Source organism: Pseudomonas putida (assembly GCF_001941965.1).
Taxonomy (GTDB): domain Bacteria; phylum Pseudomonadota; class Gammaproteobacteria; order Pseudomonadales; family Pseudomonadaceae; genus Aquipseudomonas; species Aquipseudomonas putida_L.
The window spans coordinates 130,167-150,262 of the sequence record NZ_MKZO01000025.1 but is presented as its reverse complement, the minus strand read 5'-3'; the positions used below and the strand labels follow the sequence as shown (position 1 = coordinate 150,262).

At 64.4% G+C, this 20,096-nt stretch carries 18 protein-coding genes; 9 read left to right on the top strand and 9 right to left on the bottom strand.

Annotation, left to right across the window (positions count from 1 at the left end; translation table 11 throughout):
• Positions 1–58 precede the first annotated feature (58 nt).
• Positions 59–1,549, bottom strand: a complete 1,491-nt coding sequence (gene pap / locus PSEMO_RS15025) for a polyphosphate:AMP phosphotransferase (protein WP_075803781.1) — start codon at positions 1,547–1,549, stop codon at positions 59–61.
• Between the two features lie 115 nt (positions 1,550–1,664).
• On the opposite strand from pap, the gene mnmC reads away from it, so the two are divergent.
• The 5 genes from mnmC (at position 1,665) to PSEMO_RS15000 (ending at position 8,998) form a co-directional block, all read left to right on the top strand.
• Positions 1,665–3,653 (top strand): bifunctional tRNA (5-methylaminomethyl-2-thiouridine)(34)-methyltransferase MnmD/FAD-dependent 5-carboxymethylaminomethyl-2-thiouridine(34) oxidoreductase MnmC, encoded by a 1,989-nt coding sequence (gene mnmC / locus PSEMO_RS15020; RefSeq protein ID WP_075803780.1) that lies wholly within the window; start codon positions 1,665–1,667, stop codon positions 3,651–3,653.
• Positions 3,654–3,888: 235 nt separating this feature from the next.
• Positions 3,889–5,676 (top strand): N-acetylglutaminylglutamine amidotransferase, encoded by a 1,788-nt coding sequence (locus tag PSEMO_RS15015; RefSeq protein WP_075803779.1) that lies wholly within the window; start codon positions 3,889–3,891, stop codon positions 5,674–5,676.
• Positions 5,677–5,679: 3 nt separating this feature from the next.
• Positions 5,680–7,425: an N-acetylglutaminylglutamine synthetase gene (gene ngg, locus PSEMO_RS15010; RefSeq protein ID WP_075803778.1), complete on the top strand. Its 1,746-nt coding sequence runs from the start codon at positions 5,680–5,682 to the stop codon at positions 7,423–7,425.
• A 13-nt stretch (positions 7,426–7,438) separates the two neighbouring features.
• Positions 7,439–8,623, top strand: a complete 1,185-nt coding sequence (locus PSEMO_RS15005) for an osmoprotectant NAGGN system M42 family peptidase (protein WP_075803777.1) — start codon at positions 7,439–7,441, stop codon at positions 8,621–8,623.
• 147 nt (positions 8,624–8,770) lie between these two features.
• Positions 8,771–8,998, top strand: coding sequence for a YheU family protein (locus tag PSEMO_RS15000; RefSeq protein WP_075803776.1), 228 nt, complete (start codon positions 8,771–8,773; stop codon positions 8,996–8,998).
• On the opposite strand, the gene csrA is transcribed toward PSEMO_RS15000, so the two are convergent.
• The 3 genes from csrA to PSEMO_RS14985 form a co-directional block, all read right to left on the bottom strand.
• Positions 8,999–9,184, bottom strand: coding sequence for a carbon storage regulator CsrA (csrA, locus tag PSEMO_RS14995; protein WP_075803775.1), 186 nt, complete (start codon positions 9,182–9,184; stop codon positions 8,999–9,001).
• Between the two features lie 129 nt (positions 9,185–9,313).
• Positions 9,314–9,649: a YnfA family protein gene (locus PSEMO_RS14990; protein WP_075803774.1), complete on the bottom strand. Its 336-nt coding sequence runs from the start codon at positions 9,647–9,649 to the stop codon at positions 9,314–9,316.
• Positions 9,650–9,697: 48 nt separating this feature from the next.
• On the bottom strand, positions 9,698–10,513 hold the full coding sequence (locus PSEMO_RS14985) for an SDR family oxidoreductase (RefSeq protein ID WP_075803773.1): 816 nt from the start codon (positions 10,511–10,513) through the stop codon (positions 9,698–9,700).
• A gap of 399 nt (positions 10,514–10,912) precedes the next feature.
• Between PSEMO_RS14985 and PSEMO_RS14980 the strand changes: the two genes are divergently transcribed.
• A complete protein-coding gene (locus tag PSEMO_RS14980; RefSeq protein WP_009407510.1) occupies positions 10,913–11,065 on the top strand; it encodes a DUF3309 family protein in 153 nt (50 codons plus the stop codon).
• A 71-nt stretch (positions 11,066–11,136) separates the two neighbouring features.
• Here PSEMO_RS14980 and PSEMO_RS14975 read toward each other — a convergent pair whose 3' ends face one another.
• The 3 genes from PSEMO_RS14975 to PSEMO_RS14965 all read right to left on the bottom strand — a co-directional run bounded on the left by PSEMO_RS14975 (position 11,137) and on the right by PSEMO_RS14965 (position 14,156).
• Positions 11,137–12,795: a cation acetate symporter gene (locus PSEMO_RS14975; protein WP_075803772.1), complete on the bottom strand. Its 1,659-nt coding sequence runs from the start codon at positions 12,793–12,795 to the stop codon at positions 11,137–11,139.
• A complete protein-coding gene (locus PSEMO_RS14970) occupies positions 12,792–13,103 on the bottom strand; it encodes a DUF485 domain-containing protein (RefSeq protein WP_075803771.1) in 312 nt (103 codons plus the stop codon). Before PSEMO_RS14970 ends, PSEMO_RS14975 begins: the two co-directional genes overlap by 4 nt.
• A gap of 204 nt (positions 13,104–13,307) precedes the next feature.
• Positions 13,308–14,156, bottom strand: coding sequence for a glycine betaine ABC transporter substrate-binding protein (locus PSEMO_RS14965; RefSeq protein ID WP_075803770.1), 849 nt, complete (start codon positions 14,154–14,156; stop codon positions 13,308–13,310).
• 344 nt (positions 14,157–14,500) lie between these two features.
• Here PSEMO_RS14965 and PSEMO_RS14960 point away from each other — a divergent pair, with 344 nt between their 5' ends.
• Positions 14,501–16,048: a glycoside hydrolase family 17 protein gene (locus tag PSEMO_RS14960; RefSeq protein ID WP_075803769.1), complete on the top strand. Its 1,548-nt coding sequence runs from the start codon at positions 14,501–14,503 to the stop codon at positions 16,046–16,048.
• A 98-nt stretch (positions 16,049–16,146) separates the two neighbouring features.
• On the opposite strand, the gene PSEMO_RS14955 is transcribed toward PSEMO_RS14960, so the two are convergent.
• Positions 16,147–16,512 (bottom strand): hypothetical protein, encoded by a 366-nt coding sequence (locus PSEMO_RS14955; RefSeq protein WP_075803768.1) that lies wholly within the window; start codon positions 16,510–16,512, stop codon positions 16,147–16,149.
• Positions 16,513–16,752: 240 nt separating this feature from the next.
• Between PSEMO_RS14955 and PSEMO_RS14950 the strand changes: the two genes are divergently transcribed.
• Together PSEMO_RS14950 and PSEMO_RS14945 are read left to right on the top strand one after the other, a co-directional pair.
• Positions 16,753–18,051, top strand: a complete 1,299-nt coding sequence (locus PSEMO_RS14950; protein ID WP_075803767.1) for a serine/threonine protein kinase — start codon at positions 16,753–16,755, stop codon at positions 18,049–18,051.
• Positions 18,044–18,829 (top strand): MlaA family lipoprotein, encoded by a 786-nt coding sequence (locus PSEMO_RS14945; protein WP_075803766.1) that lies wholly within the window; start codon positions 18,044–18,046, stop codon positions 18,827–18,829. Before PSEMO_RS14950 ends, PSEMO_RS14945 begins: the two co-directional genes overlap by 8 nt.
• Positions 18,830–18,882: 53 nt before the next feature.
• On the opposite strand, the gene PSEMO_RS14940 is transcribed toward PSEMO_RS14945, so the two are convergent.
• Entirely contained in the window at positions 18,883–20,085 is a 1,203-nt protein-coding gene (locus PSEMO_RS14940) for a patatin-like phospholipase family protein (RefSeq protein ID WP_075803765.1), read from the bottom strand.
• Positions 20,086–20,096 lie beyond the last annotated feature (11 nt).

Sequence of the window (20,096 nt, the reverse complement as noted above, 5' to 3'; positions counted from 1 at the left end):
GTGCCGGCCTCATCGCTGGCAAGCCAGCTCCCACAGGGTTTGGTGTCAGCTTCAAGAATTACTTCTTGTGCTTGCGGAACGCCGCCTCCAGCGCTTCGTTGATGGTGCGCAGCACCTTCACCCGCGCCCAGCGCTTGTCATTGGCTTCCACCAGGGTCCAGGCGGAAATCTCGGTGCTGGTACGGTCGACCATATCCCCCACCGCCCGCGCATACAGGTCCCATTTTTCGCGGTTGCGCCAGTCTTCCTCGGTGATCTTGAAACGCTTGAACGGAATGTTCTCGCGCTCCTGGAAGCGCTCCAGCTGGGTCTGCTGGTCGATGGCCAGCCAGAACTTGACCACCACCACCCCGGCATTGCTGATCTGCTCTTCGAAATCGTTGATCTCGCCATACGCGCGCATCCAGTCGGCCTGGCTGCAGAAGCCCTCGACCCGCTCCACCAGCACCCGGCCATACCAGGAACGGTCGAACACGGTGAACTTGCCGTAGGCCGGCAGGTGCCGCCAGAAGCGCCACAGGTACGGATGCGCGCGCTCCTCCTCAGTCGGCGCGGCGATCGGCACGATGCTGTACTGGCGCGGGTCCAGCGCCGCCGCCACCCGACGGATCGCCCCGCCCTTGCCCGCCGCGTCATTGCCTTCGAACACCGCCACCAGCGAGTGATGCTTCATGCGCTTGTCGCGCAGCAGCCCGGCGAGCCGCGCCTGCTCGAACACCAGTTGCTCCTGGTAGTCGTGCTTGTCGAGATGAACGCTCAGGTCGAGGCTGTCCAGCAGGCTGCGCTCGTCGATGCTTTCGCCCAGTGGCGCAATCGGCGTCGGGTCCTTGAGCGCCTTGGCTTTCAGGGCATTCTGCAGGCCTTCGAGCAGGAGCTTGCCCACGGCCAGGCTGCGATAGTGCGGATCGGCACCTTCGATAATGTGCCACGGCGCATACTCGCGGCTGGTCCGGCGGATCACCCGCTCGCCAAAACGCACGAAACGGTCGTAGGTTTCCGACTGCTGCCAGTCCAGCGGGCTGATGCGCCAGCGGTGCACCGGGTCGTCCTTGAGCGTCTTGAGGCGGGCCTTCATCTGCTTCTTGGACAGGTGGAACCAGAACTTGAAGATCAGCGCGCCTTCATCGCAGAGCATCTGCTCCAGGCGCTCGGAGGCGCTGATCGCCTGGTCCAGCACGGCGTCCTTGAAATGCCCGTGGACCCGGCCCTGGAGCATCTGGCTGTACCAGTTGCCGAAGAACACGCCCATCCGCCCCTTGGCCGGCAGCGCCCGCCAGTAGCGCCAGGCCGGTGGCCGGGCCAGTTCCTCGTCGGTCTGCTGGTCGAAGGTGCGCACTTCGATCAGGCGCGGGTCCATCCATTCGTTCAGCAGCTTGACCGTCTCGCCCTTGCCGGCGCCCTCGATGCCGTTGATCAGCACGATGACCGGGAAACGCGCCTGCTGCTTGAGCTCGAACTGGGCTTCGAGCAGGGCTTCGCGCAGGGCGGGGACTTCGGCGTCGTAGGTTTCTTTGTCGATCGAGTGACCGATTTCAGCGGATTCGAACATACCAGGCTCCCTTCATGGATAAGCAAGACTAGCGGATTGCCATTGGTTTTGTCCGGGATCAAACAGCGTTTCACCGATCGGCTAGAATGGCGCATCCGCTGAATCCGAGCCCCTCATGACCGACACCCCTCCTCCGCGCCACGCCCAGATCGACTGGGACGAACTGGGCCGCCCGCATTCGCGGCAGTACGACGACATCTACTTCTCCAAGGACCAGAGCCTGGCGGAAACCAGCCATGTGTTCATCGAACAGAACGACCTGCGCCAGCGCTTCGCCGCCCTGGGTGCCGGCGAATGCTTCGTGATCGGCGAGACCGGCTTCGGCACGGGCCTGAATTTCCTCTATGCCTGGCAACTGTTCGAACAACTGGCCCCGGCCGACGCGCGCCTGCATTTCATCAGCGCCGAAAAATTTCCCCTGACCCGCGACGACCTGCGCCGCGCCCTGGCCCTGTGGCCGGAGATGGCCCGCCAGGGCCAGGCCCTGCTGGCGCAATACGTGGCGGTGCACGAGGGTTACCAGACGTTCCTCTTCGACAACGGCCGGATCAGCCTGACCCTGATGATCGGCGATGCCCGCGAGCAGTTCGAAAAGCTCGACGGGCGCATCGACGCCTGGTTCCTCGACGGCTTCGCCCCGGCGAAGAACCCGGACATGTGGACCCCGGAGCTGTTCGCCCAACTGGGCCGGCTGTCGGTGCCCGGAACCACCCTCGGCACCTTCACCAGCACCGGCTGGGTACGCCGGGCGCTGATCGCGGTGGGCTTCGGCATGAAGCGTATCCCGGGGATCGGCAAGAAATGGGAAGTGCTGCGCGGGTTGTTCAAGGGCTGGCCCGAAGAACAGCCACTGCCGGCCCAGATCGCGCCCTGGTATCGCCGACCTGCGGCGCTTGAAGGTCCGCGTCACGCCTTGGTGATCGGCGCAGGCCTCGCAGGTTGCAGCAGCGCCGCCAGCCTGGCAGCACGGGGTTGGCAGGTCAGCCTGCTGGAACGCCATGACCAGCCGGCCCGCGAAGCCTCGGGCAATCCTCAGGGCGTGCTCTATCTCAAGCTCTCGGCCCACGGCACCGTGCTGTCGCAACTGATCGTCAGCGGATTCGGGCACACCCGGCGCCTGCTCGAACACTTGCAAAGGGGTGCCGACTGGGACGACTGCGGCGTACTGCAACTGGCCTTCGACGCCAAGGAAGACCAGCGCCAGGCGCAACTGGCCGGGGCGTTCAGCGATGAGCTGGTGCAACGGCTGGACCGCCAGCAGGCCGAGGCGGTCGCCGGGATCACCCTGCCCAGTGGTGGCCTGTTCTATCCGGAAGGTGGCTGGGTGCATCCGCCGGCGCTGTGTCGCTGGCAGGCACAGCAAGCGAATGTGCGTTTGCTCACTCACCACCATGTGCTGCAACTGCGCCGGGTCGACGGGTTGTGGCAGGCGCTGGAGGGCGAGCGGGTGCTGGCCGAGGCGCCGGTGGTGGTGCTGGCCGGGGCGGCGGAGATTCGCCAGTTCGAGGGTTGCGCCGGGCTGCCGCTCAAGCGCATTCGTGGACAGATCAGCAAATTGCCGGTGACCGCCGCCAGCCAGGCCCTGCAGACGGTGGTCTGCGCCGATGGTTATGTCGCACCACCCCGGCATGGCGAGCACACCCTGGGGGCCAGTTTCGATTTCCACAGCACCGATACCGTACCGACGGTCGAGGAACATCGCAGCAACCTGGAGCTGCTGCGGGAGATTTCGCCGGACCTGGCTGAACGGCTGGACATAGATCAACTGGATGCGCAGCGCCTGGAAGGACGGGCGGCGTTTCGCTGTACCAGTCCGGATTACCTGCCGCTGGTCGGGCCGCTGGCCGAAGCCGGGGCCTTTGCCGAGACCTATGCGGCGCTGACAAGGAATGCGCGGCAGGTGCCGGATGATCCGTGTCCATGGCTGGAGGGGTTGTTCGTCAACAGCGGGCATGGTTCGCGCGGGCTGATCACTGCGCCGTTGTGCGGCGAGCTGCTGGCCGCCTGGGTCAATGGCGATGCCCTGCCGATGCCGCGGGAGATGGCGGAGGCCTGTCACCCGAACCGGTTCATGTTGCGTGAGCTGAAACGCGGCAAGGCTTGAGGGCCTCATCGCTGGCAAGCCAGCTCCCACAGGTTCACCTGTGTTCTTGAGAGCACCGCTGTACCTGTGGGAGCTGGCTTGCCAGCGATGAGGCCCTCAAAAACACCATCATCCCTCAAGGCCCTACCCAAGGCCTTATTCCATATCGATCTAAAACTCCCACAACCCCATCCGGTCAGTTTCTGAGTGTCCCTTGTTCGGGCACCTTCCCCAACGGCAAAACCGGTAAGGACTTATGTGCGGATTAGCTGGAGAGTTTCGTTTCACCCCTGTAGCCACCCCTTCGCGCCCGGCGGACCTCGCCGCGGTCGAGCGGATTACCCACCATCTGGCCCCTCGCGGCCCGGATGCCTGGGGCTTCCATAGCCAGGGCCCGATCGCCCTCGGCCATCGTCGCCTGAAGATCATGGACCTGTCCGACGGCTCGGCCCAACCCATGGTCGACCCGAACCTGGGCCTGTCCCTGGCCTTCAACGGCGCCATCTACAACTTCCCGGAACTGCGCGCCGAGCTGGAGAGCCTTGGTTACGTGTTCTACTCCGGTGGCGACACCGAGGTCCTGCTCAAGGGCTACCACGCCTGGGGCGAGCAACTGCTGCCGCGCCTCAATGGCATGTTCGCCCTGGCCATCTGGGAACGCGACAAGCAGCAGCTGTTCCTCGCCCGCGACCGTCTGGGCGTCAAGCCGCTGTACCTATCACGGACCAACGAACGCCTGCGCTTCGCCTCGACCCTCCCGGCCCTGCTCAAGGGCGGTGATATCGATCCGGTGCTGGACCCGGTGGCCCTCAACCACTACCTGAACTTCCACGCCGTGGTCCCCGCGCCACGCACCCTGCTGGCCAATATCGAGAAACTGCCGCCGGCCACCTGGATGCGCATCGACGCCCAGGGTCGCAGCCAGCAGCAGCAATGGTGGAGCCTGCATTACGGGCCACGCACCGATGAACAGGACCTGACCCTGGAGGACTGGCGCGACCGCGTGCTCGACAGCACCCGCGAAGCCGTGGCCATCCGCCAGCGTGCCGCCGTGGATGTCGGCGTGCTGCTGTCCGGCGGTGTGGACTCCAGCATGCTGGTCGGCCTGCTCCGCGAAGTCGGCGTCGAGGACCTGTCGACCTTCTCCATCGGCTTCGAGGATGCCGGTGGCGAGCGCGGCGACGAGTTCCAGTACTCCGACCTGATCGCCAGGCACTACGGCACCCGCCACCACCAGTTGCGCATCGACGAACGCGAGATCATCACCCAGCTGCCGGCGGCCTTCCGCGCCATGAGCGAGCCGATGGTCAGCCATGACTGCATCGCCTTCTACCTGCTGTCGCGGGAAGTGGCCAAGCATTGCAAGGTAGTGCAGAGCGGCCAGGGCGCCGACGAGCTGTTCGCCGGCTATCACTGGTACCCGCAGGTGGACGGCGCCGCCGACCCGGTGGCGGCCTACCGCGCAGCCTTCTGCGACCGCAGCTTCGATGAGTACCGCGACACCGTGCAGCCGTCGTGGCTGGTGGACAGCGACGTGGCCGGCGACTTCGTCCGCCAGCACTTCGCCCAGTCCGGTGCCCGCGACGCCGTGGACAAGGCCCTGCGCCTGGACAGCACGGTGATGCTGGTGGACGACCCGGTCAAGCGCGTCGACAACATGACCATGGCCTGGGGCCTGGAAGCGCGCACGCCGTTCCTCGACTACCGCCTGGTGGAACTGTCGGCGCGCATCCCGGCGCGCTTCAAGCTGCCCGACGGCGGCAAGCAGGTGCTCAAGGAAGCCGCGCGCATGGTCATCCCCAGCGAGGTGATCGACCGCAAGAAGGGCTACTTCCCGGTGCCCGGCCTCAAGCACCTGCAAGGCGCGACCCTGGACTGGGTACGCGACCTGCTGCTGGACCCGAGCCAGGATCGCGGGCTGTTCAACCCGGCGATGCTCGACCGCCTGCTGAGCGACCCGCATGGCCAGCTCACCCCGCTGCGCGGCTCGAAACTCTGGCAACTGGCGGCCCTGAACCTGTGGCTCAGCGAACAAGGAATCTGACCGATGAAAGCCCACGCAACTGCCTACGGCCAACGCTTGCTGCGCGGCCAGGTGCCGTCCTATGAACGCCTGCAGGCGCGCCTGGCCGGCGAAGGCAGCGAACCGCAGGATGAACCGCGCTCGCTACATTGCGGCTGGGGTCGCCTGCTGATCGGTCATACCTACGCCGAGCCCGGCCAGTTGGCCGAGGCGCTGCTGGAGGAGCAGCCCGGTGAGCGGGATATCGCTCTCTACGTGGCGGCGCCGCAGCAGGTTCTGGCCCAGGCGCCGCACCAGCTGTTCCTCGACCCGTCCGACACCCTGCGCCTGTGGTTCAGCGACTACCGCCAGGCCAGCCGGGTGTTTCGCGGCTTCCGCATTCGCCGGGCACAAAGCGACGAGGACTGGCAGGCGATCAACACCCTGTACCAGACCCGCGGCATGCTCCCGGTGAAGACCGAGCTGCTGACCCCGCGCCATCTCGGCGGCCCGGTGTACTGGCTGGCCGAGGACGAAACCACCGGCGCGGTGATCGGCAGCGTCATGGGCCTCAATCACCTCAAGGCCTTCGAGGATCCCGAGGCCGGCAGCAGCCTCTGGTGCCTGGCCGTCGACCCCAACACCACCCGGCCCGGGGTCGGCGAGGTGCTGGTGCGGCATCTGGTGGAGCACTTCATGAGCCGCGGCCTCAACTACCTCGACCTCTCGGTGCTGCACGACAACCGCCAGGCCAAGCGCCTGTACGCCAAGCTCGGCTTCCGCAACCTGCCGACCTTCGCGGTCAAGCGCAAGAACGGCATCAACCAGCCGCTGTTCCTCGGCCCGGGTCCGCAGGACGGGCTCAACCCCTATGCGCGGATCATCGTCGAGGAAGCCTACAAGCGCGGCATCGATGTGCAGGTGGACGACGCCGATGGCGGCCTGTTCACCCTCAACCACGGCGGGCGCCGGGTGCGCTGCCGGGAATCCCTGAGCGACCTGACCACTGCCGTGAGCATGACCCTGTGCCAGGACAAGCGCCTGACCCACCGCGCCCTTGCCGGCGCCGGGCTGAATGTGCCGGCGCAGCAACTGGCGGGCAATGCCGACGACAACCTGGCCTTCCTCGAAGACCACGGTGCGGTGGTGGTCAAGCCGGTGGATGGCGAACAGGGCAATGGCGTGGCGGTCAACCTCACCACGCTGGACGAGGTCACCCACGCCATCGAACAGGCCCGGCGCTTCGACAGCCGGGTGCTGCTGGAAAGTTTCCATGAAGGCTATGACCTGCGCATCGTGGTGATCGGCTTCGAAGTGGTGGCCGCCGCCATCCGTCACCCGGCGCAAGTGATCGGTGATGGCCAGCACAGCATCGGCCGGCTGATCGAAGCCCATAGTCGCCGGCGCCAGGCCGCGACCGGTGGCGAAAGCCGGATCCCCAAGGATGACGAGACCCTGCGCACGATCCAGGCCGCCGGTTTCGACTACGACAGCATCCTCCCCGCCGGCCAGCGCCTGGCGGTGCGACGCACCGCCAACCTGCATACCGGCGGCTGCCTGGAAGATGTCACCGCGCGCCTGCACCCAACCCTGGCCGAAGCGGCGATCCAGGCCGCCCGCGCCCTGGATATCCCGGTGGTCGGCCTCGACCTGATGGTCCGCGCCGCCGACCAGCCGGATTACGTGTTCATCGAGGCCAACGAGCGCGTTGGCCTGGCCAACCATGAACCACAACCCACTGCCGAACGTTTCGTCGACCTGCTGTTCCCCCACAGCCGGGCGACACCCTGAATCAGGAGTGCCCATGACAGCCCCGCTACCCGAACCGGACCTGAAGTATCTGCAAAAAGTCCTTCTGGAAATGCTGGCGATCCCCAGTCCCACCGGCTTTACCGACACCATCGTGCGCTACGTCGCCGAGCGCCTGGAAGAACTGGGCATCCCCTTCGAGCTGACCCGGCGCGGAACCATCCGCGCCACCCTCAAGGGCCGCAAGAATTCCCCCGACCGCGCGGTTTCCGCACACCTCGACACCATCGGCGCCAGCGTCCGCGTGTTGCAGGACAACGGTCGCCTGGGCCTGGCGGCGGTGGGCTGCTGGTCGAGCCGCTTCGCCGAGGGCAGCCGGGTCAGCGTGTTCACCGACAGCGGCGTGCTGCGCGGCAGCGTGTTGCCGCTGATGGCCAGCGGGCACGCCTTCAATACCGCCATCGACCAGATGCCGGTGAGCTGGGAGCACATCGAACTGCGCCTGGACGCCTACTGCGCGACCCGGGCCGATTGCGAGTCGCTGGGGATCAATGTCGGTGACTTCGTCGCCTTCGATCCGCTGCCGGAATTCACCGAGAGCGGGCATATCAGTGCCCGTCACCTCGACGACAAGGCCGGTGTCGCCGCGCTGCTGGCGGCGCTCAAGGCGGTGGTGGAAAGCGGGCGCATGCCGGAGATCGACTGTCATCCGCTGTTCACCATCACCGAGGAAACCGGCTCCGGCGCGGCGGGCGCCCTGCCCTGGGATGTCAGCGAGTTCGTCGGCATCGATATCGCCCCGGTCGCACCGGGACAGCAGTCCAGCGAGCATGCGGTGAGCGTGGCGATGCAGGATTCGTCGGGGCCCTATGACTACCATCTGTCGCGGCATCTGCTGCATCTGGCCAATGAGCACAGCCTGCCGGTGCGGCGGGACCTGTTCCGTTATTACTTCAGCGATGCGCATTCGGCGATTACCGCAGGGCACGATATTCGGACGGCGTTGCTGGCGTTTGGTTGCGATGCGACCCATGGCTATGAGCGGACCCATATCGACAGCCTGGCGGCCTTGAGTCGCTTGCTCGGGGCTTATCTGCTGAGCCCGCCGGTGTTCGCGGCGGATTCGCATCCGGCGGGGAGTTCGCTGGAAAGGTTCAGTCACCAGCTGGAGCATGATGCGCAGATGGAGAGTGATACCCGGGTGCCGACGGTGGATGAGGTGCTCGGTCGGAGAGATTGATGTGATCTTGAGGGCCCTATCGCTGGCAAGCCAGCTCCCACAGGGTCCGAGTCGCTGCAGAACCTGTGGGAGCTGGCTTGCCAGCGATGAGGCCCTCAAGAGCAACAAAGCAGGTAGCATGTGCCATCAATTTAAAGGCAGGCCCCCATGCTCATCCCCTACGACCAACTCGAAGCCGAAACCCTGACCCGCCTGATCGAGGACTTCGTCACCCGCGACGGCACCGACAACGGCGACGATACCCCGCTGGAAACCCGCGTCCTGCGTGTGCGCCAGGCATTGGCCAAGGGGCAGGCGTTCATCCTCTTCGATATGGACAGCCAGCAATGCCAATTGCTGGCCAAGCACGATATCCCCAAGGAACTGTTCGACTGATCAGCCCGCCTTCTGCTTCTGCGCTTCCTCCGCCAGGCGCCGATAGATCTCGGCGCGGTGGATTTCCACGTTGCGCGGCGCACTGATACCGAAGCGCACCGTGCCGCCGTCCACGGAAATCACCTTGAGCTTGATGTCGTTACCGATGTTGATGACCTCGCCAATCTCGCGTCCTATGACCAGCATCGCCAAATCCTCCATATCCGGGTGAATCTGGAGACTGGCTGTCGGCGTAGTCCGCTTCAATGGTCTGGCCGGCAAATAGAGCTGTCCTACAACAGCTAAAGAAACGCCCTACTGAAAATTCCTACAAAATCAGCCTGCGCTCTGTAGCCGCGGGCCCAGCAGGATGACCGTCGCCCCCAGTACGCACAGCGCAGCGCCGAGCCAGTCGCTGGTCAAGGGACGGCCTTTCTCGACGAACGCCAGCCACAACAGCGAGGTGACGATGTAGATCCCGCCGTAGGCGGCATAGGCACGCCCGGCGTAGGCCGCTTCGACGCGGGTCAGGAGCAGGGCGAAGAGGGTCAGGCTGAGCAGCGCCGGGGCGATCCACCAGGCGCTCTTGCCCAGCCGCAGCCACATGTAGAAGGCGTAGCAACCGGCGATCTCGAACACGGCGGCGAAGAAGAACAGCAGGTAATTGACCACAGGTATCCCCGGTACTGGCAAAACGCCGAGGATACCTGATCAGACGCGTCAGGATTGGCTCGGCCGGCCCTTGGCACGCATCTTTTCGGCCATGCTGGCCATCTCGTCGTAGAGCGCCTGCGGGTCATGCTGCTTGAGGTGCCAGGCCATGCGCCCCTGCTCGTGGGGCAGGATCATGAACTGGCCGCGGGCGACCTCCTGGTAGATGTACCCGGCGATATCCGCCGCGCTGATCGGCGAGCTTTCCAGGAGCTTGCCGACCTGGGCCTTCATCGCCGGGGTCGGGCCGCGGAAGGAGTCCAGCAGGTTGGTCTGGAAGAAGGATGGGCAGACCACATGCACATCGACTTCCAGCTGGCGCAGTTCCACCAGCAGGCTTTCCGACAGCGCCACCACCCCGGCCTTGGCCACGTTGTAGTTGCTCATCGCCGGGCCCTGCATCAGCGCGGCCATGGAGGCGATATTGATGATCCGCCCCTTGCTGCGCTCCAGCAGCGGCAGGAAGGCCTTGCAGCCCTTGACCACGCCCATCAGGTTGATTGCGATCTGCCAGTCCCAGTCTTCCAGGGACAGTTCGGCGAAGAAGCCACCGGAGGCGACGCCGGCGTTGTTGACGATCACATCGATGCCGCCGAGGTGCTCCTCGCAGGCCTGGGCCAGGGCGATCAGCTGGCTGTAGTCGCGCACGTCGCAGCGCTGGGTAAAACCGTCGCCGCCGGCTTCGCGAACCAGGGCCAGGGTCTGTTTCAGGCCCTCCTCGTTGACGTCGCTCAATGCCAGTTGCCAGCCCTCGCGTGCCCAGCGCAGGGCGATCTCGCGCCCCAGTCCGGAACCCGCGCCGGTGATCATCATGCGGTTCTGCATAGCGCCTGCCTTGTGTCTTTCGTGATGGTGAGGGGCAGTGTAGCGAAGGGTTTGCGCGGGTCGGAGGGGTATCAACCGGCTGAATAGGCCGACCGCGATCCCTGTAGGAGCTGGCTTGCCTGCGATGGACCGCGCAGCGGGCCCGAAACCATCCAGCACGAATTCGCTTGTGTCAGTTTTTCTGGATTCCCAGCGCCTGCTCTATCGAATCCATCCAGATCCTCAGGAGTGGCAGGTTTTGGGACCGCTGCGCGGTCCATCGCAGGCAAGCCAGCTCCTACAGACGGCGCATGGCGGGCAAGAAAGTTGATTAAACTTTCCGCGCCCGGCGGGGATCACACTATTAAGCGGACCTGACCAGCAGGTCTGCCCATCCGACCGAAACCAGAGGAATCCGTCATGGGCACAATTCTCATCATCATCCTGATTCTCCTGCTGATCGGTGGTCTGCCGGTCTTCCCGCACTCCAGAAGCTGGGGCTACGGGCCATCCGGGGTCATCGGGACCGTGCTGATCGTGCTGCTGATCCTGCTATTGCTGGGCTACATATGACCCACGACTGAATCGCAGGCAAAAAAAACGGCCCTTCATCGAAGGGCCGTTTTTCATTCAGGGCTCAGTGATCAGTGGGAAACCGCACCACTGGCACCCAGGCCGGTCTGCGAACGGACGAACTGCGGGAAGAACAGCGCACGTTCTTCATCAGCCGCCTTGGACTTGTCGGTGATCGAGAAGAACCAGATACCGACGAAGGCAATGATCATCGAGAACAGCGCCGGGTACTCGTACGGGTAGATCGGCTTCTCGTGGTGCAGGATCTGCACCCAGATGGTCGGGCCGAGGATCATCAGCGCGACCGCACTGATCAGGCCCATCCAGCCGCCGATCATGGCGCCACGGGTGGTCAGCTTCTTCCAGTACATCGAGAGCAGCAGTACCGGGAAGTTGCAGCTCGCCGCGATGGAGAACGCCAGGCCGACCATGAAGGCGATGTTCTGGCTTTCGAAGAGAATGCCCAGGCCGATGGCCAGCACGGCCAGGGCGATGGTGGTGATCTTCGAAACGCGGATCTCGTCCTTCTCGTTGGCCTTGCCCTTGCGCCAGACGCTGGCGTACAGGTCGTGGGATACCGCCGAGGCACCGGCCAGCGTCAGGCCGGCAACCACCGCGAGGATGGTGGCGAAGGCCACGGCCGAGATGAAGCCGAGGAACACGCTGCCGCCAACCGCGTCAGCCAGGTGCACCGCTGCCATGTTGTTGCCGCCGATCAGGGCGCCAGCAGCGTCCTTGAAGGCCGGGTTGGTGCTGACCAGCAGGATCGCGCCGAAGCCGATGATGAAGGTCAGGATGTAGAAGTAACCGATGAAGCCGGTGGCGTAGAACACCGATTTACGCGCTTCCTTGGCGTCGCTCACCGTGAAGAAGCGCATCAGGATGTGCGGCAGGCCGGCGGTACCGAACATCAGCGCCAGACCCAGGGAGAAGGCCGAGATCGGGTCCTTCACCAGGCCGCCAGGGCTCATGATCGCCTCGCCTTTCGGGTGCACGGCAATGGCTTGCGAGAACAGCTGGCTGAAGTCGAAGTTGACGTGCTTCATCACCATCAGCGCCATGAAGCTGGCACCGGAGAGCAGCAGCACCGCCTTGATGATCTGCACCCAGGTGGTTGCCAGCATGCCGCCGAACAGCACGTACATGCACATCAGGATGCCGACCAGGATCACCGCGATGTGGTAGTCGAGACCGAACAGCAGCTGGATCAGCTTGCCGGCACCGACCATCTGGGCGATCAGGTAGAAGGCCACCACCACCAGCGAACCGGAAGCGGACAGGGTGCGGATTTCCTTCTGGCCGAGGCGATACGAGGCCACGTCGGCGAAGGTGTATTTACCCAGGTTGCGCAGGCGTTCGGCGATCAGGAAGAGGATGATCGGCCAGCCGACGAGGAAGCCGATCGAGTAGATCAGGCCATCGTAGCCGGAGGTGAACACCAGGGCGGAAATCCCCAGGAAGGACGCCGCGGACATGTAGTCGCCAGCGATCGCCAGGCCGTTCTGGAAGCCGGTGATCTTGCCGCCGGCGGCGTAGTAGTCGGACGCCGAGTTGTTTTTCTTCGAGGCCCAGTAGGTGATGCACAGGGTGGCACCGACGAAGGCGACGAACATCAGGATCGCCGCAATGTTCAGCGGTTGTTTCTGCACTTCGCCGGTGAGGGCGTCAGCGGCCCAGACGGCGGGTGCGAACGCGCCGATGGCCAGGGTTGCCAGTACGCGCGGGATCATTGCTGAGCCTCCTTGAGGATTGCGGCGTTCAGCTCATCGAACTCACCGTTGGCGCGACGCACGTAGATGCCGGTGAGAATGAAAGCCGACAGGATCAGGCCGACGCCGAGGGGAATGCCCCAGGTGATCGACGAGTCAGGGCTGATCTTGGCGCCCAGTACTTGCGGGCCGTAGGCAATCAGGAGAATGAAAGCAGAGTAGAGACCGAGCATGATCACCGAGAGAATCCAGGCGAATCGTTCCCGTTTTGACACCAGCTCCTTGAACCGCGGGCTGTTTTGTATCGATAGGTAAATGCTGTCGTTCATTGTTTTTGTCCTCGCAGCACAGATTAGGTAGAACCCGTCACCACTTTATGCTGCCCATGAACGCGCTCCAGACGACCTTAGTCTTAGATGTAAAAGTCTTTTGCGAACCAGGTAACAACCTGCGAAGCCCCCACAAACACAAAGGCCGCCCGCCGGAAAACCGGGGGGCGGCCCTGCAAGGCTCAGGCTAGAGGCATCAAGCCATTATTTGGCGGTCCACTCGGCGACGCGCTCAGGATGCTTGGCGACCCAGTCCTTGGCTGCGGCATCGGGCTTTGCGCCCTCTTGAATGGCCAACATGACCTCGCCGATTTCGTCTTTCGACTGCCAGGAGAACTTCTTCAGGAACTCGGCCACTTCCGGCGCCTTGGTCGCCAGTTCCTTGCTGCCGATGCTGTTGACGGTCTCGGCGGCGCCGTACACGCCTTTCGGGTCTTCGAGGAAGCGCAGTTTCCACTTGGCGAACATCCAGTGCGGCACCCAGCCGGTCACGGCGATGGATTGCTGCTTGGCATAGGCGCGGCCCAGTTCGGCGGTCATCGCCGCGCCGGAGCTGGCCTGCAGTTTGTAGCCGGTCAGGTCGTAGTCCTTGATCGCCTGGTCGGTCTTGAGCATCACCCCGGAGCCGGCGTCGATGCCGACGATCTTCTTCTTGAAGCTGTCATCGGTCTTGAGGTCGGCGACCGATTGCGCCTTGACGTACTCCGGCACGATCAGGCCGATCTTGGCATCCTTGAAGTTCGGGCCGTAGTCGACCACTTCGTCCTTGTTCTTGGCCCAGTATTCGCCGTGGGTGACCGGCAGCCAGGCCGAGAGCATGGCGTCAAGCTTGCCGGTGGCCACGCCCTGCCACATGATCCCGGTCGCCACGGGCATCAGCTTCACGTCGTAGCCCAGTTTCTGTTTGATGACCTCGGCTGCCACATGGGTGGTCGCCACACTGTCGGACCAGCCATCGACATAGCCGATGCTCACTTCCTTGGCCATCGCCTGTACGGCGCTCATTGCCAATACCAGGGCGGCACCCGCCCCCAGGAGTCGTCGCATTTTCATCAAAGCTTCCCCTTCACTTCACGGATAGTCACTTCACGGATAGTCAGGCGCCCGACACAGTTCGGGCCATGTCTTGTTCTGGTGCAAGGCGCCCCCTTCACGCCTGGATACCACCACAGGGACCGCATCAGCGGAGAACTGATGGCTGCCATCATCAACCCCGGCCCGCCACGATCCTGTTGTGTCAGCGACCTTGAAACACCGAGAAACGACATCAACAGGCCAGTAGCTGCCCGGCCTGCGGGGCCTGTAGGAAAACCCGCCCGAACTTTGCATGCCAAGGAAATATCCCCGGGGTTTTGCAGGTAGTATTGGCGGCTTTGTTTCCTCAGCCGGATCGCTCCATGTCCTCGACTGCCCGCTTTGCGCTGCCGCCCTACCTGTTCGCCTGCCTGCTCGGCCTGCTCGCTCTTGCCGGGCTCTGGTACGGGCTGGGTCGGCCGGTGCTGCTGCCGGATGCCGCCAGCGCCACGCACAAACTGCAGTGCGCTTCCTACACGCCGTTCGACAAGGACCAATCGCCCTTCGACCAGCCCTTCACCCTGCGCCCGGAGCGCATCGATGCCGACCTGGCGCTGTTGTCGAAGCGCTTCGAGTGCATCCGCACCTATTCCATGACCGGGCTCGAAGACATCCCGGCCATTGCCCGCAAGTACGGCTTGAAGGTGATGCTCGGGGCCTGGGTCAACGGCAACCCGGTGGATACCGACAAGGAAATCCGCGCCCTGATCGCCTCGGCCAATGCCAACCCGGACGTGGTCCGCGCGGTGATCGTCGGCAACGAAACCCTGCTGCGCAAGGAAATCACCGGCGACCGCCTGGCCGCGCTGATCGGCCAGGTGAAAAGCCAGGTGCAGGTGCCGGTCACCTACGCGGACGTCTGGGAATTCTGGCTGCAGCACCCGCAGATCGCCCCGGCGGTGGACTTCTTGACCATCCATTTGCTGCCGTACTGGGAGGATGACCCGCGCGGTATCGATGACGCCCTGGCCCACGTCGGCGAGATCCGCCAGGTGTTCGGCAACAGGTTCGCGCCCAAGGACATCCTGATCGGCGAGACCGGTTGGCCCAGCGAAGGCCGCCAGCGGGAAACCGCAGTGCCGAGCCGGGTCAACGAGGCGCGCTTCATTCGTGGTTTCGTGGCCATGGCCGAGGAACATGGCTGGCACTACAACCTGATCGAAGCCTTCGACCAGCCGTGGAAGCGCGCCAGCGAAGGGGCGGTCGGAGGTTACTGGGGGCTGTATGACGCGGATCGCCAGGACAAGGGCGTGCTGGAAGGCCCGGTGAGCAACCTGCCGTTCTGGCCGCAGTGGCTGGTCGCCAGTGGCGTGCTGTTCTTCACCACCCTGCTGCTGGCGGGGCCGGTACGCAATGCGCGCAATGCCCTGGCCTTGCCGCTGCTGGCAGCGCTCGGCGCGGCGAGTATCGGCCTGTGGGGCGAACTGGCGCGAACCAATGCACGGTTCATCGGCGAATGGACCTGGGTGGTATTGCTGTTGGGCTTGAACCTGATTGTCCTGGCCCATGGCGCACTGGCACTTTCGGCGCGGGATGGCTGGCGCGAGCGGGCGTTCGCCTGGCTGGAAGCGCGGGGGGCCTGGTGGGTGATCGCGGCGGGCTTCGCGGCGGCGGTGAGCATGCTGGCGCTGGTGTTCGATCCACGCTATCGGAGCTTCCCGAGTGCAGCGTTCGTGGTGCCGGCGCTGGTCTATGTGCTGCGGCCGGTTCGGGTGGCGCGGGCCGAGGTGGCGCTATTGACCTTGATCGTGGGCGCGGGGATTGCGCCGCAGTTGTATCGGGAAGGGTTGGTAAGTGAGCAGGCCTGGATCTGGGCGGGGGTCAGTGTGGTGATGACTGCTGCCTTGTGGCGCTGCCTCAGAACTCGATAGTCCTTGAGGGCCTCATCGCTGGCAAGCCAGCTCCCACAGTGACCGCGTGCACCGCCGAACCTGTGGGAGCTGGCTTGCCAGCGATGAGGCCCTGAAGTTCAACGCACAGACCGGCGAACCAACCGCAACCCCGCCAGCACCACCGTAAATACCGCAATACTCGCCGTATAGAGCACCAACGCCGGAATCCCCGCCACCAGCGCCAGCACCGCCAGCCACCATCCGGCCTTGCGCGGTACCACGGTCGCCAGCACCGCCAGCCCCAGGCCGATCCACGCCAGGATGCGGAAGTGAATGGTCAGCCCCAGCATCGAACGCACCGAACACTCCCACACCTGCACCTGCGCCGAGCACACCCCGACCCACTGCGGATCCTCCATGAACCCATAGCGCACGCCATAACTGGCGGCCAGCCACGCCGGAATGAACAGCAACAGTGCGATCAACGGCAAACGCTGGGACATCAGCAACTCCAAAGTCAGAAAAAACCGCCGGCCAGCATAATCCCTCGGACCGCAGGCGCAAGGCGAAAGCGCTATCCTGGGCTATTTTTACCCTCAAGATAAATGGAACCAATTGTTGCAACGGCCAAAGCGGGCGCGGCAACATTCTGGGCAACAAAGACAGTGGCACTTGGCAACTTCTTCGGTAACGCAAGTGTCCTAGGCTGCATCGTGCTATTTGTCTTTTTTCGGGGACCCGTCATGTTTCGACCACTGCGCCTCGCTGCCTTGCTGGGCGGCCTACTACTGTGTGCGGCCGCGTCGGCGGCGGATATCGATGCCGCCACCTATGGCTATCCACTGACCAACCCCTTCGAGGCGACCATCGCCACCACGCCGCCGGACCTGCGTCCCGAGCTGCCCACCGACGATGACATCAGCCAGAGCGACTACACCCTGAACATGCGCCCCGAGCGCGAGTTCAGCCTGCCGGACAACTTCTGGCCGGTGAAGAAACTCACCTACCGCCTGGCCCGCCAGGACCACGAGGCACCGCTGATCTTCCTGATCGCCGGTACCGGTGCGCCGTACAACGCGAGCATCAACGAATACCTCAAGCGCCTGTACTACAAGGCCGGCTATCACGTGGTGCAGTTGTCTTCGCCGACCAGCTACGACTTCATGAGCGCCGCCTCGCGCTTCGCCACGCCGGGCGTCAGCAGCGAGGACGCCGAGGACCTGTACCGGGTCATGCAGGGCGTGCGTGCCCAGCACCCGCGTCTGCCGATCAAGGAGTTCTACCTCAGCGGCTACAGCCTCGGCGCCCTCGACGCGGCCTTCGTTGCCCATCTCGACGAAACCCGGCGCAGCTTCAACTTCAAGCGCGTGCTGCTGCTCAACCCGCCGGTCAACCTGTACACCTCGATCACCAACCTCGACCGCCTGGTGCAAACCGAAGTCAAGGGCGTGACCAGCCACACCACCTTCTATGAACTGGTCCTCGCCAAGCTGACCCGCTACTTCCAGCAAAAGGGCTATATCGACCTCAACGACGCCCTGCTCTACGACTTCCAGCAATCGCGCCAGCACCTGACCAACGAGCAGATGGCCATGCTGATCGGCAGCTCGTTCCGCTTCTCCGCCGCCGATATCGCCTTCACCTCGGACCTGATCAACCGTCGCGGCCTGATCATCCCGCCGAAATTCCCGATCACCGAAAGCAGCAGCCTGACGCCCTTCTTCAAGCGCGCCCTGCAATGCGACTTCGACTGCTACCTGACCGAACAGGTGATCCCGATGTGGCGTGCCCGCACCGACGGCGGCAGCCTGCTGCAACTGATCGACCAGGTCAGCCTCTATGCCCTGCAGGACTACCTGAGCAAATCGCCGAAGATCGCCGTGATGCACAACGCCGACGACCTGATCCTCGGCCCGGGCGATATCGGGTTCCTGCGCAAGACCTTCGGCGACCGGCTGACCCTGTACCCCCATGGCGGCCATTGCGGCAACCTCAATTACCGCGTCAACAGCGACGCCATGCTGGAGTTCTTCCGTGGTTAAACGTCTGCTGATCACTGCCCTGCTGCTGTCCGCCGCCCCGGCCTTCGCCGATGAGCCCGCGCCTGCGGCCAGCGTCCTGGATACCGACGGCTTCACCGAGCCGTTGAAGGAACTGAAATTCAACCCGGGCCTGGACCAGCGCGAGTTCGAGCGCGCGACCCTCGATGCCCTGGAGGTCTACGACCCGATGGAATCGTGGAACCGCCGGGTCTACCACTTCAACTACCGCTTCGACCAATGGGTGTTCCTGCCGGTGGTCAATGGCTACCGCTACGTCACCCCGCAATTCGTGCGCAGCGGCGTAAGCAACTTCTTCAGCAACCTGGGCGATGTGCCGAACCTGCTCAACAGCCTGCTGCAGTTCAAGGGCAAGCGCTCCCTGGACATCACCGCGCGCCTGCTCGTCAACACCACCATCGGCGTGTTCGGCCTGTGGGACCCGGCGACCATGATGGGCGTACCGAAGCAGAACGAGGACTTCGGCCAGACCCTCGGCGTCTGGGGCGTACCGAGCGGGCCGTATGTGGTGCTGCCGATCCTCGGCCCGTCGAACCTGCGCGATACCGGCGGGCTGGTGGTGGACTATGGCGCGGAGAACCAGATCAACTTCCTCAATGTCGCCGAAGTCAGCAGCGATCACCCGGAAATCTGGGTGCTGCGGGCGATCGACAAGCGCTACACCACCAACTTCCGTTATGGGCAGATGAACTCGCCGTTCGAGTACGAGAAGGTGCGGTATGTGTATACGGAGTCGCGCAAGCTGCAGATAGCTGAGTAGCTTTCAAGATCGCAATCGCTGGCAAGCCAGCTCCCACAGGTTCACTACTGCCCTCAAGAGCGGTGGGGTACCTGTGGGAGCTGGCTTGCCAGCGATGAGGCCGGATCAGCCAACCCAAGAAAGCTGCAAAGCTGCGCGCGCTTGGCCAGCGCATCCCGCCGCCCCAGCTCGATCAGCTCACTGCAATACGCCGCCTCGAACAACAGGTAGCTGAGCACCCCCGCCCCGCTGGTCTTGGTCGCCCCTGGCCCACGCAGGAACAGGCGCAGCGCCGCCGGCAACTCGCGCCGATGCCGCGCCGCGATCTCGTCCAGCGGCTGGCTGGGTGCGACCACCAGCACCTCCACCGGCGCCAGCCCCAGGCGCTGCGGATGATCCTGCGGCGGCACCAGATGACTGAGATGGTTGAGACGCTGGAGCAACTCCAGGTCGTCTTCCAGGCTGTCAATGAAGGTGCTGTTGAGCAGGTGCCCGCCAATCTGCGCCAGGGTCGGCGGCTGCCCGCTGTAGACCCGCGCATGGGGCATGGTGTCCGCCGGACCGCGCGGGTTGCCACTGACCCCCACCACCAAAATCCGGTTGGCCCCGAGGTGCAACGCCGGACTGATCGGCGCCGACTGGCGCACTGCGCCATCACCGTAATACTCATGACCCAGCTTGACCGGGGCGAACAACAGCGGAATCGCCGAACTGGCCAGCAGGTGCTCGATACTCAGGCGCGTCGGCAGGCCGATGCGCCGATGACGCAACCAGGGATCGATGGCGCCACGCCCTTGATAGAAGGTCACCGCCTGGCCGGACTCGTACCCGAAGGCGGTCACCGCCACCGCGCGCAGATGACGCTGCTCGATGGCCTGGCCGATGCCGCTCAGGTCCAGGTGCTCGGTGAGCAGCCCGCGCAGCGGCGAGCTGTCGAGCAAGGCCACCGGCACCTGGCGCCCCAGGCCCAACAGGCTGTGGCCCAGGAAACGCCCGGCCTGGCGCACCACGCCCGGCCAGTCGCTGCGCAACACCTGATGGCTGCGAAAACCCTGCCAGAAACCGGTCAGGCGACGGATCGCCTCGGCGAAATGCAGGGCGCCGCTGGCCAGGGTCACGGCATTGATGGCCCCGGCCGAGGTGCCGACGATCACCGGAAAGGGATTGGCCGCGCCTTGCGGCAGCAGATCGGCGATGCCCGCCAGGACCCCGACCTGATAGGCGGCACGGGCGCCGCCGCCGGAGAGGATCAGGCCGGTGACCGGTTCTGCTGCCATGCATGTGCTCC